Source organism: Actinoplanes sp. SE50/110 (assembly GCF_900119315.1).
Lineage (GTDB): Bacteria > Actinomycetota > Actinomycetes > Mycobacteriales > Micromonosporaceae > Actinoplanes.
On the sequence record NZ_LT827010.1, the window covers coordinates 4,700,819 to 4,724,249 of the forward strand.

At 71.2% G+C, this 23,431-nt stretch carries 25 protein-coding genes and 1 pseudogene; 15 read left to right on the top strand and 11 right to left on the bottom strand.

Annotated features, from left to right (window positions below; genetic code table 11):
* Positions 1-57: 57 nt before the first annotated feature.
* On the top strand, positions 58-1,302 hold the full coding sequence (locus ACSP50_RS20825) for a cation diffusion facilitator family transporter (protein WP_014691242.1): 1,245 nt from the start codon (positions 58-60) through the stop codon (positions 1,300-1,302).
* On the opposite strand, the gene ACSP50_RS43445 is transcribed toward ACSP50_RS20825, so the two are convergent.
* Together ACSP50_RS43445 and ACSP50_RS43450 are read right to left on the bottom strand one after the other, a co-directional pair.
* The gene (locus ACSP50_RS43445; protein WP_231957044.1) at positions 1,260-2,357 is read right to left on the bottom strand and encodes a transposase; all 1,098 of its coding nucleotides are present in this window, start codon (positions 2,355-2,357) and stop codon (positions 1,260-1,262) included. The two genes, ACSP50_RS20825 and ACSP50_RS43445, sit on opposite strands and share 43 nt — an antisense overlap.
* Positions 2,333-4,315: a DUF4158 domain-containing protein gene (locus tag ACSP50_RS43450; protein WP_197688071.1), complete on the bottom strand. Its 1,983-nt coding sequence runs from the start codon at positions 4,313-4,315 to the stop codon at positions 2,333-2,335. The genes ACSP50_RS43445 and ACSP50_RS43450 overlap by 25 nt, the downstream gene beginning before the upstream one ends.
* A 209-nt stretch (positions 4,316-4,524) precedes the next feature.
* Between ACSP50_RS43450 and ACSP50_RS20835 the strand changes: the two genes are divergently transcribed.
* Positions 4,525-5,205, top strand: coding sequence for an SDR family NAD(P)-dependent oxidoreductase (locus ACSP50_RS20835; RefSeq protein ID WP_043514953.1), 681 nt, complete (start codon positions 4,525-4,527; stop codon positions 5,203-5,205).
* Between the two features lie 30 nt (positions 5,206-5,235).
* On the opposite strand, the gene ACSP50_RS20840 is transcribed toward ACSP50_RS20835, so the two are convergent.
* The 4 genes from ACSP50_RS20840 to ACSP50_RS20855 form a co-directional block, all read right to left on the bottom strand.
* Positions 5,236-5,682 carry a hemerythrin domain-containing protein gene (locus ACSP50_RS20840; RefSeq protein WP_231956672.1) on the bottom strand — a complete coding sequence of 149 codons (447 nt, stop codon included), beginning with the start codon at positions 5,680-5,682 and terminating at the stop codon, positions 5,236-5,238.
* Positions 5,683-5,879: 197 nt separating this feature from the next.
* Positions 5,880-6,206 carry a hypothetical protein gene (locus ACSP50_RS20845; RefSeq protein ID WP_014691245.1) on the bottom strand — a complete coding sequence of 109 codons (327 nt, stop codon included), beginning with the start codon at positions 6,204-6,206 and terminating at the stop codon, positions 5,880-5,882.
* 571 nt (positions 6,207-6,777) lie between these two features.
* Positions 6,778-7,770 (bottom strand): TerC/Alx family metal homeostasis membrane protein, encoded by a 993-nt coding sequence (locus tag ACSP50_RS20850; protein ID WP_014691246.1) that lies wholly within the window; start codon positions 7,768-7,770, stop codon positions 6,778-6,780.
* Between the two features lie 90 nt (positions 7,771-7,860).
* Entirely contained in the window at positions 7,861-8,457 is a 597-nt protein-coding gene (locus ACSP50_RS20855; protein ID WP_014691247.1) for a TetR/AcrR family transcriptional regulator, read from the bottom strand.
* An 86-nt stretch (positions 8,458-8,543) separates the two neighbouring features.
* Here ACSP50_RS20855 and ACSP50_RS20860 point away from each other — a divergent pair, with 86 nt between their 5' ends.
* From ACSP50_RS20860 to ACSP50_RS45115, 3 genes are all read left to right on the top strand, one after another.
* Positions 8,544-9,713: an acetyl-CoA C-acyltransferase gene (locus ACSP50_RS20860; protein ID WP_014691248.1), complete on the top strand. Its 1,170-nt coding sequence runs from the start codon at positions 8,544-8,546 to the stop codon at positions 9,711-9,713.
* Positions 9,714-9,830: 117 nt separating this feature from the next.
* Entirely contained in the window at positions 9,831-10,256 is a 426-nt protein-coding gene (locus ACSP50_RS45110) for a hypothetical protein (RefSeq protein WP_369793960.1), read from the top strand.
* Positions 10,151-10,522, top strand: a complete 372-nt coding sequence (locus ACSP50_RS45115; protein ID WP_014691249.1) for a thioesterase family protein — start codon at positions 10,151-10,153, stop codon at positions 10,520-10,522. The genes ACSP50_RS45110 and ACSP50_RS45115 overlap by 106 nt, the downstream gene beginning before the upstream one ends.
* Positions 10,523-10,558: 36 nt before the next feature.
* Here the strand turns inward: ACSP50_RS45115 and ACSP50_RS20870 are convergent, their stop codons facing one another.
* The 3 genes from ACSP50_RS20870 to ACSP50_RS20880 form a co-directional block, all read right to left on the bottom strand.
* Positions 10,559-12,064, bottom strand: coding sequence for a M1 family metallopeptidase (locus ACSP50_RS20870; RefSeq protein WP_014691250.1), 1,506 nt, complete (start codon positions 12,062-12,064; stop codon positions 10,559-10,561).
* A 78-nt stretch (positions 12,065-12,142) separates the two neighbouring features.
* Positions 12,143-13,078, bottom strand: a complete 936-nt coding sequence (locus ACSP50_RS20875; RefSeq protein WP_014691251.1) for a DUF2332 domain-containing protein — start codon at positions 13,076-13,078, stop codon at positions 12,143-12,145.
* A 70-nt stretch (positions 13,079-13,148) separates the two neighbouring features.
* Positions 13,149-14,051 (bottom strand): LysR substrate-binding domain-containing protein, encoded by a 903-nt coding sequence (locus ACSP50_RS20880; RefSeq protein ID WP_014691252.1) that lies wholly within the window; start codon positions 14,049-14,051, stop codon positions 13,149-13,151.
* A 71-nt stretch (positions 14,052-14,122) separates the two neighbouring features.
* Here ACSP50_RS20880 and ACSP50_RS20885 point away from each other — a divergent pair, with 71 nt between their 5' ends.
* From ACSP50_RS20885 to ACSP50_RS20900, 4 genes are read left to right on the top strand one after another with little or no spacing between them, the layout of a single operon-like run.
* On the top strand, positions 14,123-15,004 hold the full coding sequence (locus tag ACSP50_RS20885) for a dihydrodipicolinate synthase family protein (RefSeq protein WP_014691253.1): 882 nt from the start codon (positions 14,123-14,125) through the stop codon (positions 15,002-15,004).
* A 27-nt stretch (positions 15,005-15,031) separates the two neighbouring features.
* Entirely contained in the window at positions 15,032-15,850 is an 819-nt protein-coding gene (locus ACSP50_RS20890) for a sugar nucleotide-binding protein (protein ID WP_014691254.1), read from the top strand.
* 56 nt (positions 15,851-15,906) lie between these two features.
* The gene (locus tag ACSP50_RS20895; protein WP_014691255.1) at positions 15,907-16,524 is read left to right on the top strand and encodes an HAD family hydrolase; all 618 of its coding nucleotides are present in this window, start codon (positions 15,907-15,909) and stop codon (positions 16,522-16,524) included.
* A 26-nt stretch (positions 16,525-16,550) separates the two neighbouring features.
* Entirely contained in the window at positions 16,551-16,904 is a 354-nt protein-coding gene (locus ACSP50_RS20900) for a DUF6204 family protein (RefSeq protein WP_014691256.1), read from the top strand.
* A gap of 138 nt (positions 16,905-17,042) precedes the next feature.
* Here ACSP50_RS20900 and ACSP50_RS44085 read toward each other — a convergent pair.
* Positions 17,043-17,132, bottom strand: a pseudogene (locus ACSP50_RS44085) (VOC family protein); the annotation flags it as partial.
* A 145-nt stretch (positions 17,133-17,277) separates the two neighbouring features.
* Here ACSP50_RS44085 and ACSP50_RS20910 point away from each other — a divergent pair.
* Entirely contained in the window at positions 17,278-17,976 is a 699-nt protein-coding gene (locus ACSP50_RS20910; RefSeq protein WP_014691257.1) for a Clp protease N-terminal domain-containing protein, read from the top strand.
* A 123-nt stretch (positions 17,977-18,099) separates the two neighbouring features.
* On the opposite strand, the gene ACSP50_RS20915 is transcribed toward ACSP50_RS20910, so the two are convergent.
* Positions 18,100-18,618, bottom strand: coding sequence for a 2'-5' RNA ligase family protein (locus tag ACSP50_RS20915; protein WP_014691258.1), 519 nt, complete (start codon positions 18,616-18,618; stop codon positions 18,100-18,102).
* 115 nt (positions 18,619-18,733) lie between these two features.
* On the opposite strand from ACSP50_RS20915, the gene ACSP50_RS20920 reads away from it, so the two are divergent.
* The 5 genes from ACSP50_RS20920 (at position 18,734) to ACSP50_RS20940 (ending at position 23,410) form a co-directional block, all read left to right on the top strand.
* The gene (locus tag ACSP50_RS20920; RefSeq protein WP_043511833.1) at positions 18,734-19,678 is read left to right on the top strand and encodes an ABC transporter ATP-binding protein; all 945 of its coding nucleotides are present in this window, start codon (positions 18,734-18,736) and stop codon (positions 19,676-19,678) included.
* Positions 19,675-20,469 carry an ABC transporter permease gene (locus ACSP50_RS20925; RefSeq protein WP_014691260.1) on the top strand — a complete coding sequence of 265 codons (795 nt, stop codon included), beginning with the start codon at positions 19,675-19,677 and terminating at the stop codon, positions 20,467-20,469. Before ACSP50_RS20920 ends, ACSP50_RS20925 begins: the two co-directional genes overlap by 4 nt.
* Positions 20,470-20,489: 20 nt before the next feature.
* Complete coding sequence (locus ACSP50_RS20930) at positions 20,490-21,647, top strand: sensor histidine kinase (RefSeq protein WP_080127941.1); 1,158 nt, start codon at positions 20,490-20,492, stop codon at positions 21,645-21,647.
* Positions 21,644-22,255: a response regulator transcription factor gene (locus ACSP50_RS20935; protein WP_014691262.1), complete on the top strand. Its 612-nt coding sequence runs from the start codon at positions 21,644-21,646 to the stop codon at positions 22,253-22,255. The genes ACSP50_RS20930 and ACSP50_RS20935 overlap by 4 nt, the downstream gene beginning before the upstream one ends.
* 285 nt (positions 22,256-22,540) lie before the next feature.
* Positions 22,541-23,410 (top strand): sigma-70 family RNA polymerase sigma factor, encoded by an 870-nt coding sequence (locus ACSP50_RS20940; protein WP_014691263.1) that lies wholly within the window; start codon positions 22,541-22,543, stop codon positions 23,408-23,410.
* Positions 23,411-23,431 lie beyond the last annotated feature (21 nt).

Sequence of the window (23,431 nt, forward strand, 5' to 3'; positions counted from 1 at the left end):
GCACATATTATGGCGGTGACAGCACGTAGACCACCCGCGAGCACGAGGACGATTGCGATGGCTGAGCCGGCGCACCGCCACGAACCGCACGGCGTCGCACCCGAGCACCACGGCCACGGCCACGACCATGGCCATGAGCACCCGCACGGTGAAAGCCACGGACATGATCACGATCACGGAGGCCACGAGCACGGCCAGGGACTCTGGCATCGCCTCCAGCACATGATCACACCGCACTCGCACGACAGCGCCGACAAGGTCGACTCGGCCATGGAAGCCTCCCGCGACGGCATGCGCGCCCTGTGGATCTCGCTCGCCGTGCTCGGCGCGACCGCGATCATGCAGGCGCTGATCGTGGTGTTCTCCGGATCGGTCGCCCTGCTCGGTGACACCCTGCACAACGTCGCCGACGCACTCACCGCCGTCCCGCTGGGCATCGCCTTCATGCTCGGACGCCGGGCCGCCACCCGCGCCTACACCTACGGCTTCGGCCGCGCCGAAGACCTCGCCGGCATCGTCATCGTGCTGGTCATCGCCGCCTCGTCGATCACCGCCGCCTGGCTCGCCGTTGACCGGCTGCTGCACCCGCAACCCATGACGCACCTGCCCTGGGTTCTCGCCGCTGCCGTGATTGGCTTTGCCGGTAACGAGATCGTCGCCCGCTACCGCATCACCGTCGGCCGCCGGATCGGCTCCGCCGCCCTGGTCGCCGACGGCCTGCACGCGCGCACCGACGGCTTCACCTCCCTCGCGGTCGTCCTCGCCGCGCTCGGCACCTGGGCGGGCTGGAGCTGGGCCGACCCGGCCGTGGGCCTGGCCATCACCATCGCGATCGCCTTCGTCCTCAAAGACGCCGCCCGCGAGGTCTACCACCGGCTCATGGACCGCGTCGACCCTGAACTGGTCGACCAGGCCGAGCGGACCTTGCGCGCCATCCCCGGCGTTCACGACGTCTCCGGTCTGCGGCTGCGCTGGATCGGGCACCGCATGCACGCCGAAGCCGCCGTCGTCGTCGACGCCAACCTCACCCTGCTCGCCGCACACGAAATCGCCGCCGACGCCGAACACCAACTCACCCACGGCGTGCCCCGGCTGACCGGCGTCACCGTCCACGTCGACCCCGACAGCCACCCCGGCGGCCAGCACCACACCGACATCTCCCACGACCGCCGCGACCGCATCACCGCCAGCGTCGCCACCACCGTTGTGCCAGCCAAGCCGGTCAACAGGGCACTAGCCCTGCTGAGCTCCTCTCCGATCTACTCGTCGTCGCCGGCGTCCGGGTCGCGCAGCCTGCGGTAGGTGCGCCCACCCAAGTCGGGCAGGGTGAAGGTGTAGTGGCCGTGGACGCGGATGTGGTGGCGCACGAACGGCGAGAGCCGGCCGACGTCGGCGTCCAGGACCGGATAGCCCTGCGCACGCAGCCCGGCCAGGGCGAGGTCCAGGTAGAGGGTGTTCCACAGCGTGATGCAGTTAAGGACCAGGCCGAGCGCGCCGAGCTGGTCCTCCATGCCGTCGTGGTAGGCACGGTGCAGTTCCCCGCGGCGGCCGTGGAAGACGTGCCGGGCCAGGTCATGGCGTCCCTCGTTGAGGTTGCGCATGCCCTTGATCTGGCGCCGGTACGGTTCGTCGTCGACGAAGGTCAGCACGTGCAGGGTCTTAAAAATCCGCCCATAGGCCGCCAGGGCCTCGCCGAGCTGGGTCAGGTTCCCGCCGGCCGACAGCACCCGCAGCACGTCGTAGGCCGACACCTGCCAGGTGTGAATGGATCCGGCGATGCGCAGCATGTCGGGCCAGTGCCGGCGGATCCGGTCCAGGTCGATGATCCCGCGGGCGGTCGCGTCCAAGGGGCCGTAGTCGGCGCTGCGGTCGATGCGCCACAGCTTGGCGTCGGGCAGGTCGGCCAGCTGCGGCCGGTAGTCGAAGCCGAGTAGCTGCAGCAGGCCGAAGACGACGTCGGAGTACGAGCCGGTGTCGGTGATGATGACCTCGGGGCGGCGGCCGCCGTCGCGCCGGTACAGCAGGTCGATCAGGTGCATCGAGTCGCGCGGCGTACCGGACAACACCCGGCCGGCGGTGCCGACGGCCTGGTCGTTGACCATGTTGAGCCAGGTCGCGCCGCGCCGCTGACCGAAGTATTTCGGGTTCGGCCGGGCGTGCACGCTGCGCACCGGAACCACGAACCGCATCCCGTCAGCTGCGGCGACCAAGCCGCCGCCCCACGCCCGGGCCATGCCGATGCCGTCCTGGGCGTCGATCAACACGCCGTTCGCGGCGGCGTAGGTCTCCGGCCGCAGGTAGGTCGCGTCGACGTGGCTGATCCGGCCCCTGGTCAGCGCCGGGATGCCGTCGGAGATGACCGGGCGAACCCGACGTTGAGCGCGTGCGCCGTCAAGGTCGCGGCGATCGTCACGTGCAGGTCGTCCAGGCGGGTGGCCGACCCGGACAGCGCGGTGAACGCGGCCGCGAAGCCCGGGTACCAGGCCATCACCTCCAAGATCAGCTCGCCCAGGTCGATGCGCGGCAGCATCGCCTGCACCCGATGGCGCAGGTCGACCAGGCTCGCCGGGTCCGGGATCGCGGTGACCTTCTGCGCGTGCAGCCGGCCCTCGTCGTCGAGCCGGGCCGCGGTGTCCGCGGACAGCCCGGCCGCGACCGTCCGCCACGCCTCGTCCAGCGTCACCGCGTGAGCCTGCAGCAGGTCGTGGGGTTCCTCGGGCAGTTGCAGCGCGTTCAACGCGGGCGCCTTGGCCTGCTGCCAGGCGTCGCCGTCGAGTAGCCGGGCCCGCGGGTCACCCCAGCGTTCGGAGACCGCGGCGAAGATGTCACGGCGCTTGAGCCGCTGATGGAACTGCTCGAGCACGCAGAACACGTACGCGGCCTTGTCCACCGTGCCCGGCGGCCGGTCCTTCGGGAACACCAGGCGCTGCCACCAGCCGGACGGCACGACGTCCACCTGGATCCGGCGGGCGTCGAGGAACCCGGCGGCGACCTTGCGGCCCTGCCGTGCATCCAGCAGCTCCGGCAGGCCGTTGACCGCGTACAGCACCGGCGCGGCGTCCGCGGTGGCGCCGAACTCGATGACCTGACACAACATGGGCACGAACCCGCGGATGGTGGCCATCCGCTCCAGCAAATGCGCCCGCCACTCCCCATCCGGATCCGCGTCCGCCGGCGGCAACACCTCAGCGATCCCGGCGACCGCCGCCCGCAGCTCAGCGCGCGACACCTTGCTCTCGATCGCGTCCCACACCTGCTGCAGGCGCACCTGCTCACCCCACTCGGCCGCCTCCAGCAGCACCGCCACCGCGGCCGCGAGCTTCCCGGCATGCCGCGACACCTTCGGATAGCGGCGCAGCTTCTCCTTTTTCGACTGCCGCTCGGCCCGGCTCATCAACTCCGTGGTCATCAGCACGTCGAACAACTCCAACGCGTCATCGACCGAGCGCGCCTCCAACGCCCGCACCGTCGCCAGCAAGGTGGCCAGCTTGCGCGGGTACGGGTGCCGGCGCAGCGTCGGCGCCTTCGCCTCCAACCCGTAGCGGGCCAGCTCCCACACCCGCCGCCACGGCACCATCGCGACATCCAGCCCACCCAAGCCGAGCCCGGCGACCTCACCGGCCCGCTGCAACGCCCGCACCATGCCGATACCCGACGTCCTCGTCACCGGCGTCCGTAACCGCTCCAGCTGCGAGAACCGAGAACCCTCCGGAACGTCGAGCAGACCCTCCAGCAGCCGCGCCTGCTCCGCCGACACCAGCCCCGACAGCCGCTCGTGCAGCCGATCAGTGGCCTTCCCACGAACCTGCGCCACCAGCCGGGCCAGCGTGCTCACCGCCGGCAGTAGCACCTTGCGCTCGCGCAGCCAGCCCACCGCCACGTCGAACAGCGCCTTCGGCCCGTCCCCACTCGTCCACGCCTGGTCATCGACCCAGCGAATCAGCTCCGGCTCCGCCGCGGCGAAGTCGGTGTACCCGTACTCCCGGGCGATCTCCCACTGATGCTCGAAACGCGTCTTCTCCCGCCGCAGGTACCCCTTGACCCTGGACGGATCCGCCACGCCGACCTGGCGCGCGACGTAGTCGACCGCCTCGGTCGGCACTTCGAGGGGATCGGCCAAAAACAAGCCCAGCGCCCGCACGGTCGCCACCTGCAACCCGAACCCGATCCGGTTCTCGTCACCGCGGCGCCGGGCCACCAGGTCCCGGTCGAAGTCGTCCAGGAAGAACAGGCCCTCCAGCTCCGTCGGCGTCAGCCTGGCCGGAAACCGGCCATAGGCGGAGGCCTGCTCATCAGTGAGGAACTCAACCGGCACAGCCCAAAACGCTAGAAGAGATCGAACATGATCGAAGCCGGGCTAACGGTCAGCCGATCACGACGACCGACGTACCCCAATCGTGTCCGCCCGGATCAAGATCACCCTTAGCGCCAGTTCTCGTTCCGATGCTCCTCAACGGCCGTGGCTGGCTCGGTGGTGCGACCGGCTGTTCCGCACCGTCGCTTCCGGCAGTGCGCGGTGAGCCGGTGAACCGCCTGGCGGTGGTGACCGGGGCGGCCCGCGGTTTCGGCGCGGCCCTGTCCGAGCGGCTCGCCGCCGGCGGCTGGGATGTGGTGGCCTGCGTCCGGGATGCCGGTGCGGCTGCGGGCCGTGGCCGGGTGCGGGTCGTGCGGCACGACGTGCGGGACCCGGTCGGGGAGGAGCTACTCGCCGCGGTCGGGGAGCGGGCCGTCGACGTGCTGGTCAACAACGCGGGGATCGGTGCGCCGGGCCGGCCGCTCGCGGAGACCGACCCGGCGACGATTCTGGCCGCGGTCGACGTGAACGTGGCCGGTCCGCTGCGTCTGGCTCAGGCGCTGGCGCCGCGGCTGCTGCAGGCCCGTGATCCGCTGATCGTCAACGTGTCGTCGCGGTTGGGTTCGCTGACCGCGCAGGCGGCCGGGGTGTTCGCCGCGCACCGGACCAGCTACGCCTACCGGATCTCGAAGGCGGCCCAGAACATGCTGACGGTCGCCCTCGCCCAGGAATTCGCCGGGCGGATCCGCTGCTGGGCGGTCCATCCGGGCGCGCTGACCACGGCGATGGGTGGCCGGGACGCCGCCACCGATCCGGTCGACGCCGCGGAACGCCTCGCGGCACTGCTGGACCGGCACGATCAGACCTCGCCCCGCTACTTCTCGCTGGACGGCCCGGAGCTCACCTGGTAGCGCATCCACCGCGGGCGCATAGCCGTGGGGTTACAGGGGCCCCAGCGCTGAGTGCGGTTCCACGTCGAGAGCCAGGCCCTCCAGGATGCTCAGCAGCTGGCGCTCCTCGTACCTGAAGTGCGATTCCATGATCGCCGCCACACCGTCCAGGTGACGGTGCAGCTCTGCGGGTGGCGCAGCCCGGGCGACGGCGGACTGCAGCCCACCCACCAGGTGAGCGATCATCGAGTGGTCCTGCTGCAGGCGACGCAGCGTTTCCCGCAGGTGGGGATGCTGCTCGACGATCGCGGGGAACAGGTGATGATCCTCGCCCTCGTGGTGGGCGGCCAGCGCCGTGCAGAACCCGTGACAGAACAGCAGCAGATCTCTGGTGGCCGGCTCGACCGCTTCGCCCGCGGCCAACGCGTGCCGGGTCACTGCCAGCGCCTCGCGCAATCTGCCGTGGACGCTGCGCAGCTCGCGATTCCAGGCGATCACCCTGGTCTTCTCGCCCTCACCCACAGGGGCGGGGCGAAGGGACAACGATCATCATGGTGATCTCCCCTTCCGTCCGGCGCCTCCATGCCTGACACGGTCTGCCACCGACACGCGACGCTACGGACGAGCCTAGCGCCGACCCGGATCCACCGGGAGCGCGGGGATGGTGCGCCGGCGATGGTCGGCATGCTCATCCGTCAGCACACGCTGAGACCCTCAGCCGGATTGGTATAGCCGAAGAGGTCGCCGTTGCGGATCCAGCCGTATGCGGACAGCGACGGCACGTAGGCGTTGGTTTGCCAGCCCCAGATGCCGTCCTGCTGGCAGACCGCGTAGACGTACTCGTTCTGGGTGTGCCCGATGGTGGTGGGGCCACCATACTCGTCGAAGACCAGGGCGAAATACGGTGCGGCCACGGTGCTCCAGTCGGCGGCCCGGGCCTGTGCGGCCCGGCTCACGCCAAGCGTCCCGGCCAGGACTGCGGTGGTCAGTGCGGCGCCGAGGAACGGCTTACGAATATTCATGGGAATCTCCTCCGTAGTTCGGCCGGGCCGCGCGATCCGGGCACAACAGGAACATGCCACTTGTCGGCAGGGAATGCGGGCGCCCGGCGATACTTCTGACTTATCGGGATCAGGCTCAGGTCGCAGTACCGGGGGAGGTGCGGCGAGTTTCGCTGAATCGTCGCGCCCACGAGAGATGGTGAAGATGTCCGATCGGTAAAAGGGTGAGCCGGTGGTTTTATATCAGCCACGTCCGGTTGGTCGCCGGTGGCGCGGCGAGCACTTTTTCCGGGAGTGATGGCGAGCGCCCTTCGCGTGGCGGACGCACACGGTCGGTGTCGATGGTGCGGGAAAGCCGTGGCTCGGCCGGCGGCCACGGGCGGTCTTTTCGGTGACCGGCCACGGGCAATGAAGGGCAGGGCGATTTGTCCTGGACGCGCCAGCGGCCAAAATCGCCCTGCCCGGCCTCCGCGGGAGCGGCGATCAGATATCGGCCGCAGCATGGGACATGAAGAAACTGATCTTTATTTGTCCGCCCGTCCACATCGCCGTCCGGACCGTCGCCCCGCGAATCCGTCGCCGTGGGAATGCGTCATCGTCGTGAGCTGATCTTCGACGCGTCGAGGCGGGCTTTGAGGATCGAGGCCAGGGCGGTGATCGACAAAGTGCCGGCGATGACCGACAGGGAGACGCCGATGCTGATGTGCGGGGCCCAGTCGACCGGGTCGCCGCCGTTGACGAAGGGCAGATTGTTGTCGGCCAGGGCCTGCAGCACGAGTTTGACGCCGATGAATCCGAGGACGACGCTGAGGCCGATGGACAGGTAGGCCAGGCGGTCCAGGAGGCCGCCGAGCAGGAAGTAGAGCTGACGCAGGCCCATCATGGCGAAAACGGTCGCGGTGAAGATCAGGTAGGGCTGGTCGGTGAGGCCGAAGATGGCCGGCAGCGAGTCCAGAGCGAAGATCACGTCGGTGGTGCCGATCGCGATGAACACGACGATCAGCGGGGTGAGGCGGCGGCGGCCGCGGGCATCGCGGGTGGTCAGGCGGGCGTTGTCGTAGCTGCCGGTCATCGGCAGGACGTGGCGGGCCCAGCGGATGACGATGTTCTCGGCGTATTCCGGCTCGTCGGTGTCGTAGCCGAACAGCCGGACCGCGGTGTAGATCAGGAAGCCGCCGAAAATGTAGAACACCCCGGTGAAGCGGCTGATCGCGGCGGCGCCGAGGGCGATGAAGACGCCGCGGAGCAGCAGCGACAGGATGATCCCGATCAGCAGGACCTTCTGCTGGTGGCGTCGTTCGATCCGGAACCGCGACATGATGATGACGAAGACGAACAGGTTGTCGACCGACAGGCTGTACTCGGTGAGCCAGCCGGCCAGGTACTGCCCGGCGGCGGCGCCGTCGAAGCGCAGCCACAGGAAACCGGCGAACAGCAGTGCGGCGGTGACGTAACCGGTGACCCACAGGGCGCATTCGCGCAGGCTCGGCTCGTGCGGGCGGCGGCTGACCAGGGCGAGGTCGGCGAGCACGAGGGCGCCGAGTCCGACCAGGGTGACCGTCCACAACCAGGCGGCAACCTCCACGGGCGACGACCTCCCAGCAGTCCACAACGACGGGGAACTATGTGCAGCGTCCCAGAGTCGGGCCGGGCGAGGAACCCCACGACCGAGACATCAGCCGTTATTTATCCCGTGGCGGGGCGAACCAGTGCTGCCGGTCGGATATCCGACCTGGGCGACGAGTTCGCGGACCCAGTCGACGGCGACCTCGGCCTGGTCGGCGGGGCCGGCGTACAGGCCGCCGACGATCAGCCAGATCCGGTCGGCGGTGACCGGTGCCAGGCCCCGGGCGGCGACCAGGTCGTCGATGCGGGCACGGGTGTCACGCAGGTAGGCGCGGGCGATCCGGGCCGGTTCGTCGTCGTCGCCGGGGAACTCGGTGAGGTAGTTGCGAAACGCGCAGCCGCGGTAGTGCGGGCCGCGGACCAGGGCGGCGACCTCGCCGACCAGCGCGACCAGTCGGCTGCCCGGGTCGGCGGCGCCGTTCAGGGCGATGTCGGCGGACCGGTCACGGTCGGCGCGGACCAGCTTCAGGTAGGCCGCGGCGAGGTCGGTCTTGCTGGGGAAGTGCCGGTACAGCAGGTTCTTGCCGCAGCCGGCGGCGTCGATCACCTGGGCCATGCCGACCGCGCGGACGCCGTGCGAGTAGAACAGCCGGCTGGCGGCGTGCAGGATCGCGTCGCGGGAGCCGGGGGTGGCGGGGCGGGGCACGGTGACAATGGTAACGGACCGCTCGGTCCAACTCTCCGCTACGCTGGGACCGATCGGTCCGAAACTTGTGGTCAGGAGAAACCCCCATGCGAGACGCCGTCATCGTCGACGCGGTGCGCACCCCGCTCGGCAAAGGCAAGCCCACCGGTGCGTACGCCGGGATCCACCCCGTCTCGCTGCACGCCCACGTGCTGCGCGCGCTGATCGCCCGCGTCCCCGACCTCGATCCGGCCACGATCGACGACGTGATCGGCGGCGCCGTCGGCCAGGTGGGGGAGCAGTCCGGGAACACCACCCGGCTCGCCGCGCTGGCCGCCGGACTCCCCGAATCGGTGCCCGGCGTGACCGTCGACCGGCAGTGCGGCAGCAGCCAGCAGGCGCTCAGCTTCGCCGCCCAGGGCGTGATCTCCGGAGCGTACGACCTGGTCATCGCGTCCGGATCGGAATCGATGTCGCGGGTGCCGATCGGCAGCCAGACCCTGGGCCACGACGTCGGCGGGCCGCTGATCACCGAACGCTACGACGGCGGCCTGATCCCGCAGGGCGTCGCGGCCGAGCTGATCGCCCGCAAATGGGGCCTGTCGCGCGCCCAGCTCGACGAGTTCGCCCTGCTCAGCCACCACAACGCGGCGCGCGCCTGGTCGGCCGGCCGATTCGCGGCGCAGGTCGCCCCGCTGGCCGGCCTGGACACCGACGAGACGGTACGCCCGGGGGCGAACCGGGAAGCGATGAGCGCGCTGGCGCCGTCGTTCGCCGACCCGCGGTGGGAGCGCCGGTTCGGGGTGATCGACTGGAAGGTGACCGCCGGCAACTCCAGCCCGGTCAACGACGGCGCCGCCGCCCTGCTGATCACCACCGGTGAGTACGCCGCCCGGCACGGCTGGCGCCCGCGCGCCCGGATCCACACCGCGGTGGCCGTCGGCGACGACCCGATCCACATGCTGACCGGCATCATCCCGGCCACCGCGGCGGTGCTGCGGCGTGCCGGGCTGACCCTGGCCGACATCGACGCCTTCGAGGTCAACGAGGCGTTCTCCTCGGTGGTGCTGGCCTGGCTCGCCGAGACCGGCGCCGACCCGGCCAAGGTCAACGTCGACGGCGGCGCGCTCGCGATCGGTCACCCGCTGGGCGCCAGCGGCGCCCGGCTGGCCACCACCCTGCTCGGTGTGCTGGAGCGCACCGGTGGCCGGTACGGGCTGCAGACCATGTGCGAGGCCGGCGGCACCGCCAACGCGACGATCATCGAACGCCTCTAGGGTGGTCGGGTGCAGAGCTTCCCGCAGGCCACCGCCGTGCAGCCGGCCGACGACGGATACCACGCCGACCTCGATCCGCAGTGGGGTGTCGGCGACAAACTCCACGGCGGCTACCTGATGGCGGTGATCGCCCGCGCGGTCGCCGCCGCCGCGGACACCGCGGCGCACCCGCATCCGGTGGCGATGACCACCGCGTTCCTGCGGCCGCCGCGGCCGGCGCCGCGACGGTCGGTGTCGAGCTGCTGCGCTCCGGCCGCGGCTCGGCGCAGTACCGGGCCCGGCTCAGCCAGGACGGCGAGCCGTGCGCCGAGTCGCTGCTCACCCAGGGCCGGCTCGACGATGCGGCGCCGTGGTGGTCGGGCCTGCCGGTCCCGGACCTGCCGGCCGAGGACGACTGTTTCCTGCTGCCGTCGCGCCCGCCGGGCGCCGCGTTCCCGGTGCACCTGCTCGACGTCGTCGATCATCGCCTCGACCCGTCGTGTCTGGGTTTCGCCGTGGGCCAGCCGTCGTCGACCGGGCAGGTCAGCGGCTGGCTGCGGCTGAGCGACGGCACCGACTGGGACCCGTGGAGCCTGCTCGTCGCGCTCGATCCGTCCCCGCCGATCTCGCTCACCCTCGGCATCCAGGGTTGGGCTCCGACGGTCAGCCTCACCGCGTACCTGCGGCGGCTGCCCGCCCCCGGCCCGCTGCGCATGACCATGCGGGCCGCCGAGGTCACCAGCGGCCGGATGGACGAGACCGCGCTGCTCTGGGACAGCAAGGGCGCCCTGGTCGCCCAGGCCACCCAGCTCGCCGCCGTCCGCCCGTAGTCGGGGGCCGCGGCGCGCGCCGCGGCCCCCGACCGGTCAGTGCTCGTGCAGCAGCGCGTGGGTCTGCTTGATCGCCGCCCACGACTTCGGGGCGACCGGCGCGCTCAGCGAGCGTGCCGCGGTGGCCACCACCGGCTTGGCCGGGGTGTAGAGCCAGGCCTGGAACAGTGCGTCCAGGTCCTTTCCGGAGATCTTCTCGGCCAGGGCGGTGAATTCCGGGGTCGTGCCGTTGCCGTACCTGTGGGTGGCGGTCCAGGTGCGCAGGATCTGGAAGAACGCGTCGTCGCCGACGGCCAGGCGCAGCTGGTGCAGGGTCATCGCCCCGCGGTCGTAGACGGCGTCGCCGAACAGCTCGGCGGTGCCGGGATCGGCCGGCGCGGTGGTCCACACCGGCGCGTCGTCGGGAGACGTGGCGTACAGGTAATCGAAGATCTCCTGGGCGGTTCCCTCGTTGTTCTTCTCCGACCAGAGCCATTCGGCGTAACTGGCGAAACCTTCGTTGAGCCAGATGTTCTGCCAGGTCCGCACCGAGACGGAGTCACCGAACCACTGGTGCGCGTTCTCGTGCGCGATCACGTAGGTGTTCGAGCCGCGCCGGAAGAAGCCGGCGGAGTAGTTGGGCCGGGTCTGGTTCTCCAGCGCGAAATTGATCGTGTTCGGCGGGACGACGATGCCGCCGCGGGCCTCGAACGGGAACGGGCCGAAGACCGTCGACTCCCAGTCGGTGATCTCCGCGGTGCGTTCGACGCTGGCCTGGGCGGCGTCCCGGAAGTCCGGGCTCAGCAGCTGGGAGTAGGCGTTGTAGACGACCGACCCGTCCGCGGTGGTGTCGGTGGTGACGTCGTACTGGCCGATGGTCAGGAAGGTCAGATAGGTGGCCTGCGGCTTCAGCGAACGCCAGCTCCACCGGGTGTATCCGAGGGTTTCCCGGACCGGCGGGCGCGGCTGGACGCCGTTGCTGATCGCTTCGACGCCGTCGGGCACCGAGACCGACACGTCGAAGGTGGCCTTGTCCGCCGGGTGGTCGTTGCTCGGGTACCACCACCAGGCGATTTCCGGTTCGCCGACGGCCAGGGCGCCGTCCGGGGTGCGGGTCCACGCGGTGAATCCGCCGGCGACCTTGGTGGACGGCACGCCGGAGTACGTGACGACGATGGTCAGCGCGCCCCCCTTGGCGACGGTCCGGGCGGGGGTGACGACCAGTTCGTGGTCGCCCTCGCGGGCGAAGGTGGCCGGCCGGTTGTTGACCAGGACGGTCGACACGTCCAGGACGAAGTCGAGGTTGAGCCGGCTCAGATCCTGGGTGGCGGTGGCCAGGATCGTGGTGGTCCCGGTCAGCTTGTCGGTGGCCGGGGTGTAGCGCAGCCGGATGTCGTAGTGGGAGACGTCGTACCCGCCGTTGCCGTAGTCCGGGTAGTACGGGTCCCCGATGCCGGGCGCGCCGGGTGCGGGCGCGGCGACCCTGGGGTGTGCCTGGGCGGCCGCGCCCGTTGCGGCCAGCGTCAACGCTGTGGCAAGGGTGGCCACGAGCAGTCGTCGCACGTCGAGCTCCTTCCGATCGGGTGAAGCAGTCCGCTGCAACCTATCGAAGAACCTCGACGCGTGGGGTGTTTAAAACGTTTACGTGAGTGAATGTGCGCCGAACCAGGTGACGCTCTGCCCGTGCCCGCGCACCCAGGCCAGGGGCTCGCCGTCGAGGGCGAGCACGTTGTACAGATCGGCGGTGGGCGGCTCGGGCAGGTCGGCGCCGATGTCGCCGTCGACGGCGACCCAGCGGGCCGGCAGGGCCCGCACCACGTCGAGGAACGCCTGCCGGTCGGGCAACTGGTACAGCATCGAGGTGTGGTAGACGACCAGCGTCGCACCCGCCGGAGCCTGGGCGGCCAGAGCCGGCAGGTCGGTCACCGCATCGCCGCGGACCAGGTGTGGCGGGTCGGCCCGGGCGATGGCGACCGCCTGGCGCAGCCGATCGCGCCGGTGGGTGTGCTCCGGCCAGATCAGCGCGTCGAGCCAGGCGACATCGTCGGGATCGGTCACGTCGAGGGGGTTGAGGTCGAGGCCGGCGCGCCACACCACCCGCGGCAGCCGGTCCGGCGGGGTGAACCCGGTGGCCGCGCAGTCGAGCAGCGGGCCGCTGTCGCCGACCACGTGCGATCCGTAGCGGTAGGAATACCGGTCCGGATACAGACACAGGCCCGCGGACGCACCGACATCGATCAACGCGAGCGGTTGCGGCAACGCCGCAAGAACCGGAAGAAGCGCGGCGGTACGCCCGATCTCGTTGGTCTGGGTGCCCCGGACCATCAGCTGAGCCAGGATCGCGTCCCACTGCGCGAGCGCGAAGTCGTGGAAGCCGGCCGGGTCACCCACCGGCCCGCCGAGCAGCCGGACCACCGCGAACAGCAGGTTCGGCTGACGCTTCGGTGCGGGCAGCATGGCCAGCCGGTCGAGCAGCTCCGGGTCGGCGGCCACCTGCCGGGCCAGGCGTTCGTAGATCGGCGACACCCCGCGCGCCTCGGTGGCCGCGAACTCCCGGTAGACATCGGCGACAGTCATGCGACCCATCCTGCATGATCTTCACCCATGGGTACGTTCGAGGATCTCGTCGCCCATTCCCGTCGCTTCCTCATCGGGGCGCGCCGCTGAGCGTCGGCGCGGTGCGGGTGGCGGTGTCCAGGGCGGTGATCACCGCGGCGACGGCCGGGTGGGTCGCGGCACCGCGGCGGTAGGCGATCCGGGTGCGCCGCCGGGTGTCCAGGGCGGTCAGCCGGACTCCGGCCGGCGCGGCCGGAACCGCGAGTTCGGGGACGATCGACACCCCCTGCCCGGCGGCGACCAGGGCGAGGACCGTGGCGAAGTCGTCGGCATGGTGGCGGGCCTGCGGGCGGAACCCGGCGGTCCGGCAGATCAGCAGCGTGACCTCGTGACACAGGGTGCCCGGGGTGGCCAGGATCCACGGCAGATCCGCGGCCGCGGCCAGCGTGCCGGCGCCGGCGGGCGCCGGTACGGCCAGGTAGACGGTCTCCTGCAGCAGGGGCACGGACTCCAGCGCCGGGTCGGTCCCGGCGGGCGCGATGTCGTAGTCGTTGAGCAGCCCGACGTCGAGGCTGCGGTCGAGGAGCGCGGCCGGCACCGCGACCGGGTCCAATTCGGTCACCGTCAGTTCGAGGGCCGGATGGTCGCGGCCCAGCGCGACCAGCACCTGCGGCAGCAGCGCCCGCATCGCGCTGGGGAAGGCGCCGATCCGGATCGGCCCGGCCGGCCCGGTCCGCACCGCGGCGAGCGCCGCGTCCGCCTCCTCCAGCGTCGCCAGGACGGCGGTGGCGTGCCGGGCCAGGATCCGCCCGGCCGCGGTGAACGTCACCCGCCGCCCGGTGCGTTCCAGCAGCGGCACCCCGGCCTCCCGTTCCAGCGCGGCCAGCTGCTGCGACACCGCCGACGGCGTATAGGCCCGCGCCGCGGCGACCGCGGCGATCGTTCCCAGACGTTCAAGATCACAAAAAAGCAGCAGCTTGCGTACGTCGAGCATCAGCTGAGCTTACGGATGGCCCCACAAACGTGAACTGGATGTGATGCTCGTTGGCGGCAAGGCTGGACTGCATGCAGCTGACCGGTGTCCTCGTCCCGATGATCACTCCTTTCGACGCGTCCGGAGCGGTGGCGTTACCCGCCCTGGAACGGCTCGCGCACGAGGTCCTGGAGGCGGGCGCGGCCGGCCTGGTGGGGCTCGGCACCACCGGGGAGCCGTCGTCACTCACCCCCGGCGAGCAGCAGGCGGTGCTCGCCGTGCTGTCCCGGGTCGCCACCGCCCACCACGTCCCGCTGCTGGCCGGCGGGCCCGTGTCCGCACCGCCCCGCGGCGCTGTGTCCGCATCGGTCGGTAGCGCCGTGTCCGCGCCGGCCGACGCGGGGTTGAGCGTCGTCCCGCCGTTCGTGCGCCCCGGCCCGGACGGTGTCGTGGCCCATTTCACCGCGCTCAGCGAAACCAGCCCGGTCCCGTTGGTCATCTATCACGTGCCGGCCCGCACCGGTCAGGTGCTGGACGCCGGCACCCTGCGACGGATCGGCTCACTCGACCGCGTGATCGGGATCAAGTACGCCACCGGCAGCCTCGACCCGGACGCGGTCGCGTTGCTGGCCGACCCGCCGCCCGGCTTCGCCATCCTGGCCGGCGACGACGCCCTGCTGTCCCCGATGCTGGCCCTCGGCGCCGCCGGTGGCATCACCGCGTCCGCGCACCTGGCCACCGACCGGTTCGCCGCCCTGGCCGCGGCCTGGCAGACCGGCGACTTGGACACCGCCCGCAAACTGGGCCACCTGCTCGCCCCGCTGTCCGCGGCCCTGTTCGCCGAGCCCAACCCCTCGGTCATCAAAGCCGTCCTGCACGCGCAGGGCCGGATCCCCACCCCGTCCGTACGCCTGCCGCTGCTCCCCGCCACCCCCGAATCCCGCGCCCGCGCCGTCTCGCTGCTTCCGGACTGATCGCGGAGCCCGGTTAAGCTGCCCGGCGTGACACGACGACTGTTGATCACCGGCGGCAGTGGCTCCCTGGGCCGCCGGGTCTTCGCCCGTGCCGCGGCCGCCGGATGGGAGCCGATCGGCACCTATGTGGCCGCACCGGCCCCGACCGCGTCTGTCCACCTCGACATCCGCGACCCGGCCGGCATCCGTCGGGTCCTCGCCGACCTGCGCCCCGACGCGATCGTGCACACCGCCTCGGGCCGCGACCGCAACGACTGGCCGTCCACCGCCGACGGCGCCGCCCACCTGGCCGTCGCCGCCGCGGGCATCCGCCTGGTACACGTCTCCAGCGACGCCGTCTTCTCCGGCCGCGAGATCCACTACGACGAGTCAGCCCTCCCCGATCCCGTCTACCGCTACGGCGCCGCGAAGGCCGCCGCCGAGACCGCCGTCCGCGCCATCACCCCCTCCGCGGCCGTCGTCCGCACCTCCCTGATCCTGGGCGACGGCAACGGCGCCCACGAGATCCTCACCCGCGCCCTGATCGCCGGCCGGGCCCGGGGCGCCCTGTTCACCGACGAGATCCGCACCCCCGTCCACGTCGACGACCTGGCCGACGCCCTGCTCGAACTGGCCGCCGGCGACTACGCCGGAATCCTGAACGTCGCCGGCGCCGACCCGATCTCCCGTTACGACCTGGGCGTCCTGGTCGCCCGCCGGGAAGGCCTCGATCCGGCCGCGATCCCCGCCACCACGCTCACCGCACGGGGCCTGCACCGCCCCGGCGACGTCCGCCTCGTTGTCGACCGTGCCGAACAGCTGCTGCACACCCGCCTGCGCGGCGCCCACGAATTCCTCACTGCATGATCCACTCCAGTCAGGAGAAGCCCCACTTGACACCGCCCACCCCAGAGAGGTCCCGCATGATCATTCCGGTGTGGGACATGGACGGCACACTGATCGACTCCACCGAGGCCGTCCCGCGCGCCTTCGTGCAGGCGGTGGCCGTGCTGGGCGGCCCACCGGTCACGCCCGCCGACGTGGTCGGCTCCTATTGGCGCGGCACGAACGAGGTCATCCTCACCCACCTGGTCGGCCGCCCCCTGTCCCCGGCTGAACAGGAGATCTATTTCCGCCAGCTGGACGACGTCAGCGTGCCCGTCTACCCCGGCATCCTCGACACCCTCTGCGCTCTGCATGCCGCCGGCCTGCCGCTGGTCGTCTTCACCGGCGCCTCCACCCGCGCCGCCACGCTGCTGCTGCACGCCGCCGGCATCACCTGCGACCTGCTGATCGGCGGCGACCAGATCAGGGCCCCGAAACCGGCCCCGGACGGCATGCTGCTGGCCGCCGACCGCCTCGGGGTCACCCCCGACCGGCTGATCATGGTGGGGGACTCGCCCCTGGACCTGGGCTCCGCCACCGCCGCGGGCAGCCGCAGCGCCGCCGCGGCCTGGGGCCACATGCACGACCCGGCAGCCCCCGCCGACCACACCCTGGCCGCCCCCGGCGACCTGCTGCCGATAATCGGCTGTCGCTGACGGGCCGGCATGCCGATACTGGCCGGATGAGCCAGACCCGCACGATCCGTGTCACCGTCCGCGGATCCTTCGACAATCTGACCGACAAGCAGAAGACCGAGCTGACCGCCAACGGTGGTGACGACCTGCTGACCGCGCAGTACACCGAGCAGGGTCACCTGACGTACGACATCGCGGCCCGCCCGTTCTTCACCTTCCGCTTCGCCGAGCAGGTCACCGAGGAGAAGGAGATCCCGCAGGCCGCGATCAACGCCGAGATGAAGGCGGTGGCGTGGCTGGAGGAGCACGGTTACGGCTACAAGAAGATCACCTCGCAGACGGTCGACATGTCCGAAGTGCCGCTGGGCAAGCGCGGCCGCCGCGAGGCCGCGAAGTCCTGATTCCCCCTGGCTGCCGGGCGCGCGGAGCGGGCCGTCGTGCGGGATGCGTGCCCGCCTCCGGGGAGTCCCGGAACCCCCGGTTGTCCGGGAGGGCCGCGAAGCGGGGGCCCCGCGCAGCCGAAGCGGCTCCTGACCGGCCCGCTCGGGCGCGCTGCGCTCCACACAGAACTCGTTGCCCTCCGGGTCGAGCATGGTCACCCAGCCGGTCCCGTCGAGGCGACGATGGTTTCGGCGGACGTCCAGGTCGTCGAGCAGCGGGCCGAGCTCGTCGGCGTCGGCCGGACGCCATCGCCGCGGGGTCAGATCCATACCCTCACCCTACGCCGTCAACTCAAGGTTGACGCCAGCAATTCGTCAACCTAAGGTTGACGGCATGACGCAGATTGATCCGCCGGTACGCCTCGATGATCTGATCGCCGCCATCAGCCGAAACCGCCCCGACGACCCGCTGGACCGCCTGTCCGATGCCGTGCTGCTCGGCGACCACCTCGGCGAGCTGGCCGACCACCTGATCGGGCACTTCGTCGACCAGGCCCGGCGCTCCGGCGCGTCCTGGACCGACATCGGCCGCAGCATGGGGGTGTCCAAGCAGGCCGCGCAGAAACGCTTCGTCCCCCGGGAGAAGCTGGACCCCTCGCAGGGCTTCAACCGGTTCTCCGAGGCAGCCCGCGCCGCGATCGTCGCCTCGTTGAACCTGGCCAAGGCGCACGGCAACCCGGAGATCAGCCCGGCGCACCTGGCTCTCGGCCTGCTCGACCAGCCGCAGGGCACCGCGGTGACCGCGATCATGGCGCAGGGCCTGGGCATCGACGAGATCCGGCAGCGGCTGACCGCGGTCCTGCCGGCCCCGGCCGGTGAGGTCCCGGAGCTGGTGCCCTACGACGCCCGGGCGCGCAAGGCGCTGGAGTTGACCTTCCGGGAGGCGTTGCGGCTGTCGCACGAGGACATCGGCACCGGCCATGTTCTGCTGGCCCTGCTGGAGGAGGAGCAGGAGGACGGCACGCTGCGCAATCTGGGCCTGTCCAAGGCCGCCGTCGAGCAGGTCGTGGCGAGCGAGCCGGCCGACGCTTAGCCCGGGCCAGCATCGCCAGGTGGGTCATCATCCGGGGACGGTCAGGTGGGCGGTCACCTGAGGGACAGCGGACTGGGCCGTCACCTGAGGTAGGTCAGGTGGGCGAGCCGGGTCGGGGGAGGGTCAGCCGAGGGGAAAGTCGGTCAGGGTGTGCCAGGAGTCGCCGGGCTCCCGGCGGCCGGCGATCAGCCGTAGCGAGGTGACCCTGGCCCGGATCGGCAGTAGCGGCTGCACCTGGGCGGCTGCTTCGGGCAGGCCCGGTGTGTCGTGCCCGACGGTCAGGTGTGGGATGACGTCGGCGAATTCACCCTCGTAGGGCTGGGTCTGGGGGAATCGGACGGCGAGCCGGTTGGTCAGTTCGCGGAAGGGTTCGGCCGGGCTGGGTGACAGCCACAGCACCCGGTCGTCGAACCAGCCGATCCTGTCCAGGGTCAGATAGAAGCGCGGCACGCCGGCGGCGATCAGCCGGATCGCGGCCAGCACCTGCGGGGTCAGCTGGGCCGGTGGCAGGAACGGGTAGAGGACGGTGATGTGTGCGGGCACTCCCCAGGACGCGGCCCGGTCGAGTCGGGCCCTCAGGTCGGCCACCGCCGGCTCGGCTTCGGGTACAGGAACGATAAGGGCGCTGTGCGTCGGTTCCATCCCGGAAAGTGTCGTCGATGGACGCCGCCGGACAAAGCACATACTGACGGATGTCATGGGCGAGCCGTGACGCATAGCGGGGGACAGCACGATGGTGCGCCAACACAATGTTCCCATGACGCTCACCGCTTCAACCGATCTCGCGGCCTCCGGTACGGGGCAGCTGGCCGTGAATCTGGACGGCGTGGTCAAACGTTTCGGCACGGTCACCGCCGTGAACGGAATCGACCTGCGCATCCGCCCCGGAGAGGTGGTGGCCTTGCTCGGCCCGAACGGTGCCGGCAAGACGACCACGGTGGACATGCTGCTCGGGCTCTCGCAGCCCAGCGCGGGCACCGTCCAGGTGTACGGGCGGGCCCCGCACGAGGCGGTCGCGCTCGGGCTGGTGTCCGCGGTCATGCAGACCGGTGGTCTGCTCAAGGACTACACGGTCGAGGAGACCGTGCGGCTGACCGCGGTGCTGTTCGGCAAGCCGCGCTCGTCGGTGCAGGTGGCCCTGAAACGGGCCGGGATCGCCGACATCGCCGACCGGCTGGTCGGCAAGTGCTCCGGCGGCCAGCAGCAGCGGCTGCGGTTCGCGATGGCCCTGCTGCCCGATCCGGAGCTGCTGATCCTCGACGAGCCGACCACCGGCATGGACGTCGGTGGCCGCCGCGAGTTCTGGGACGCGATCCGCCAGGACGCCGAGGGTGGCCGCACGGTCATCTTCGCGACCCACTACCTGGAGGAGGCCGACGCGTACGCCGACCGGGTGGTTCTGGTGCGCCGCGGCCGGATCGTCGCCGACGGCACCGCCGCCGAGGTCAAGGCGCTGGCCGCGGGCCGGACGGTGCGCGCCACCCTGCCCGACGCGGAACGCGCCGACCTGTCGCAGGTGCCCGGGGTCGAGACGACCGAGATCCGCGGCGACACGATCTACCTGCACGGGCGCGACACCGACGCGATCGCCCGGTATCTGCTGACCCAGACCGAGGCCCGGGACCTGGAGATCACCTCCCGGAACCTGGAAGACGCGTTCCTGACCCTGACCGCCGACGATGACGAGGAGAAGCCGGCATGACCGCCGTGACCGTGGACCGTAGCCGGACGGACCGCAAACTTCCCAAATTCGGCGGCTTCAACCTGGGCATGATCGCCCTGGAGTTGCGGCGCCTGATCCGCAACAAGCGCACCGTCATCTTCAGTGTCGTGATGCCGCCGGCGTTCTTCCTGCTCTTCGGCACCAGCGCCGACTACAAGCACGAGCGCATCGGCGACGGCAACGTCACCGCGTACGTGCTGATCAGCATGGCCGTCTACGGTGCGATGCTGGCGACCACCTCGGGCGGGGCGATGGTGTCCATCGAGCGGGCCGCCGGGTGGAGCCGTCAGCTGCGCCTGACCCCGCTCAAGCCGGCGGCGTACGTCGCGATCAAGCTGACCCTGGCGATGCTGATCGGCCTGGTGTCGGTAGTGGTCGTCAACGTCACCGGGCTGTTCTTCGGCGCGGACCTGCCGGTCGCCCAGTGGCTGGCCTGCGCCGCGCTGGCCTGGGTGTGTGCCCTGGTGTTCGCCGCGTTCGGCCTGTTCATGGGCTACCTGCTGCCCAGCGAGAACGTGATGCAGATCCTCGGCCCGGTGCTGGCACTCCTGTCGTTCGCCGGTGGCCTGTTCGTGCCGCTCGACCAGTTCGGCTCGACGTTCGCCGCGATCGCCAAGTGGACCCCGGTGTACGGCGTCGGTGAGCTGGCCCGCTACCCGGACACCCACGACGGTCAGCTGTGGCAGGCCGTGCTGAACGTGGTCGCCTGGACGTTGGTCTTCGCCGCCGGCGCGATGTGGCGGTTCCGTCGCGACACCGCCCGCGTCTGACCTGCCGGTACCGTCATCACATGGCACCGGCACCGACCGCGACACCGGCACCGTCCGGGGCAGCGGCCACGACGCGAACACCCAGCCCAGGCTTCCGGGCCGGCTGGGTGTTCGCCGGGATCTGGCTGTTCTATCTCGGTGAGAACCTGAACATCCTGCTCCACCAGCCGGACGGCATGTGGCGCGACACCGGCCTGGTGTCGCTGTTGCTGTTCGCGGCGACCTTCCTGGTCGCCTCGACCACCATGCGCCGGCACCGCCGCGACGGCCCGGAAACGGCCTCGGCCCTGCAGATCTGGATCGCGCTGCTGGTCATGCTGGTGTTCACGGTGTTGCAGGTGCCGGCGGTCGGTGAGACGACGCTGACCTGCGGGGTGTACATCGCGGCGACCGCGGTGATGGGCCTGCCCCTGCGGCACGGCCTGACGGTCGTGGTGGTCATCGCCGCGGCCATCGAGTTGACCGTGCGGTTCGTGCCCGGGTGGCAGACCACCAGCGCCCACGGCTACGCCCTGGCGGTGATCCTGGCCGGCGCCGCGACCTGGGGCATGCGGCTGGCCTTCGAACGGCAGGGCCGGCTGATCCAGGCCCAGCACGAGCTGGCCGAGCTGGCCGTCTCCGACGAGCGGGCCCGGATCGCCATCGACCTGCACGACATTCTCGGGCATTCGCTGACCGTGGTCGCGGTCAAGGCGGAGCTCGCCCAGCGGCTGCTCGACGTCGACCTGGACCGGGCCCGCGCCGAGCTGGCCGATCTGGAGTCACTGGCCCGCGACGCGCTGGCCGACGTGCGGGCGACCGCACTGGGCATGCGCGGCATCTCGCTGCCCGGCGAGATCGCCGCCGCCAAGGCCGCGCTGACCGCGGCGAACGTCCAGGCGGATCTGCCCGGTGCCGCCGACGACGTGCCGACCCGTAACCGGGAGCTGTTCGCCTGGACCATCCGGGAGGCGGTCACCAACATCGTCCGGCACAGCCGGGCCCGGCACGCCGAGGTGCGCCTGAGCCCCAACAGTGTCGAGATAGTCGACGACGGTCAGGGCGCCGTCGGCAATGACAATCCAGGTCAGGGGCTTGCCGGGCTGCGCCGGCGGGCCGAGGAACTGGGCGCGCACCTCACCGCCGGCCAGCGGGGGGACCGGCCGGGGTTCCGTGTTCGAGTGGAGGTCCCCTCATGATCAAACTGTTGCTGGCCGACGACCAGGCTCTGGTCCGCGGCGCGATGGCGGCCCTGCTCGACCTGGAACCGGACATCAAGGTGGTCGCCGAGGTGGGCCGGGGTGACGAGGTCGTCGACGCGGCCCGCGCCCACGAGGTCGACGTCGCCCTGCTCGACGTGCAGATGCCCGGCCTGGACGGGATCAGCGCCGCGCGCAGCCTCAACGAGGCGCTGCCGCAGTGCCGGGTGCTGATGGTGACCACCTTCGGCCGGGCCGGCTATCTGCGTCAGGCGATGGCGGCCGGCGCGCACGGGTTCGTCGTCAAGGACACCCCGGCCCGGCAGCTGGCCGACGCGGTCCGCCGGGTGCACCAGGGCCTGCGGGTGGTGGATCCGGCGCTGGCCGCACAGAGCCTGGCCCACGGCGATTCGCCGCTGACCGAACGGGAGTCGCAGGTGTTGCAGGCCGCCCGGGACGGCGGCACGGTCGCCGACATCGCCCGGGAGCTGCGCCTGTCCGACGGCACGGTGCGCAACCACCTGTCCTCGGCGATCGGCAAGACCGGCGCCCGCACCCGCGCCGAGGCGGTCCGCCTCGCCGTCGACAACGGCTGGCTGCTGGGCTGAGCCGACCAGGCGTAAGCCACACCGCACCCCCGGCGAAAGCCGGGTGGCAACAGCGGGTAGATACAGACGCCGCCGGCCGCCCAGGCCCGGCGGCGTTCCTGCCGGCAAAGCCGAGACGGCCGCCGGCAAAGTCAAGACGGCCGCGCTGTGGGTCTGCTATGAACCCGCCTCCCGGACTTGAGAAGAAATTCGCAGTGCAACCGAGCGGCAACCAAGAGTGCCCATCCGCTGCACCCGTCGCCGCGAAAAGTTCCCCCTGCAACCGACACCACGGGGGGATTCGACATGACCGCGACCGCGCAGCACACCGGCAACACCCGCTCCGTCAGCCGGGAGCAGGAGCAGATGATCCGCGACAACATGGCGCTTGTCGGTCACATGGTCCGCGAGATGCTGTTCAAGGTTCCGCCGCACGTGCACCGCGACGACCTGGCCTCGGCCGGCTACGCCGCGCTGGTCACCGCCGCGCAGGCCTACGACCCGGCACGCGGCATCCCGTTCGGCCGTTTCGCCGCCGTCCGGGTCCGCGGCGCACTGCTCGACGAGCTGCGCAGCATGGACTGGGCGAGCCGGTCGGTGCGCGCCCGGGCCCGCCGCGCCGATGTGGCCCGCGAGGAGCTGACCCGCCAGCTGGGCCGCACCCCGACCGCCGAGGAACTGGCCGAACTGCTCGGTGTCGCGGTCGGCGAGCTCAGCAGCGTCGACGACGACGTGCAGCGTGCCGCGGTGCTGTCGTTGCAGGGGTTCACCTCGGGCACCGCCGAGGACATGGTGACCGAGTCGGCGATGAACCCGGAGGAGATGCTGCTGCACCGGGAGCGCCTGGGCTACCTGCACGACGCGGTGACGGTGCTCCCGGAGCGGCTGCGGTTCGTGGTCGAGGCCTCGTTCCTGCAGGAGCGTCCGCTGTCCGAGGTCGCCGCCGAGCTCGGGGTGACCGAGTCGCGGGTGTCGCAGCTGCGCACCGAGGCTCTCGCCCTGCTGCGCGACGGTCTGACCACGCACATGGAGCAGGTGTCCGGCCCGGTCGCCAAGGACGGGTGTGTCGCCCGGCGCCGCGCCGCGTACGCCGCGCAGATCGCCGCCCGCTCGACCATGGCGACGCGGCTGAGTGCCACCGACGCGCAGGGCATGCGCCTGGCCGTGGCGGCATGACCCGGTTGCAGCCGGTGGGGC

Bases quoted from the DNA above. Each gene is read 5' to 3' on its own strand.
- ACSP50_RS20825 (WP_014691242.1), top strand. From the start codon at position 58: ATGGCTGAGCCGGCGCACCGCCACGAACCGCACGGCGTCGCACCCGAG.
- ACSP50_RS20845 (WP_014691245.1), bottom strand. From the start codon at position 6,206: ATGAATATTCGTAAGCCGTTCCTCGGCGCCGCACTGACCACCGCAGTC.
- ACSP50_RS20860 (WP_014691248.1), top strand. From the start codon at position 8,544: ATGCGAGACGCCGTCATCGTCGACGCGGTGCGCACCCCGCTCGGCAAA.
- ACSP50_RS45110 (WP_369793960.1), top strand. From the start codon at position 9,831: ATGGCGGTGATCGCCCGCGCGGTCGCCGCCGCCGCGGACACCGCGGCG.
- ACSP50_RS20875 (WP_014691251.1), bottom strand. From the start codon at position 13,078: ATGACTGTCGCCGATGTCTACCGGGAGTTCGCGGCCACCGAGGCGCGC.
- ACSP50_RS20880 (WP_014691252.1), bottom strand. From the start codon at position 14,051: ATGCTCGACGTACGCAAGCTGCTGCTTTTTTGTGATCTTGAACGTCTG.
- ACSP50_RS20885 (WP_014691253.1), top strand. From the start codon at position 14,123: ATGCAGCTGACCGGTGTCCTCGTCCCGATGATCACTCCTTTCGACGCG.
- ACSP50_RS20895 (WP_014691255.1), top strand. From the start codon at position 15,907: ATGATCATTCCGGTGTGGGACATGGACGGCACACTGATCGACTCCACC.
- ACSP50_RS20900 (WP_014691256.1), top strand. From the start codon at position 16,551: ATGAGCCAGACCCGCACGATCCGTGTCACCGTCCGCGGATCCTTCGAC.
- ACSP50_RS20910 (WP_014691257.1), top strand. From the start codon at position 17,278: ATGACGCAGATTGATCCGCCGGTACGCCTCGATGATCTGATCGCCGCC.
- ACSP50_RS20915 (WP_014691258.1), bottom strand. From the start codon at position 18,618: ATGGAACCGACGCACAGCGCCCTTATCGTTCCTGTACCCGAAGCCGAG.
- ACSP50_RS20920 (WP_043511833.1), top strand. From the start codon at position 18,734: ATGACGCTCACCGCTTCAACCGATCTCGCGGCCTCCGGTACGGGGCAG.
- ACSP50_RS20925 (WP_014691260.1), top strand. From the start codon at position 19,675: ATGACCGCCGTGACCGTGGACCGTAGCCGGACGGACCGCAAACTTCCC.
- ACSP50_RS20930 (WP_080127941.1), top strand. From the start codon at position 20,490: ATGGCACCGGCACCGACCGCGACACCGGCACCGTCCGGGGCAGCGGCC.
- ACSP50_RS20935 (WP_014691262.1), top strand. From the start codon at position 21,644: ATGATCAAACTGTTGCTGGCCGACGACCAGGCTCTGGTCCGCGGCGCG.
- ACSP50_RS20940 (WP_014691263.1), top strand. From the start codon at position 22,541: ATGACCGCGACCGCGCAGCACACCGGCAACACCCGCTCCGTCAGCCGG.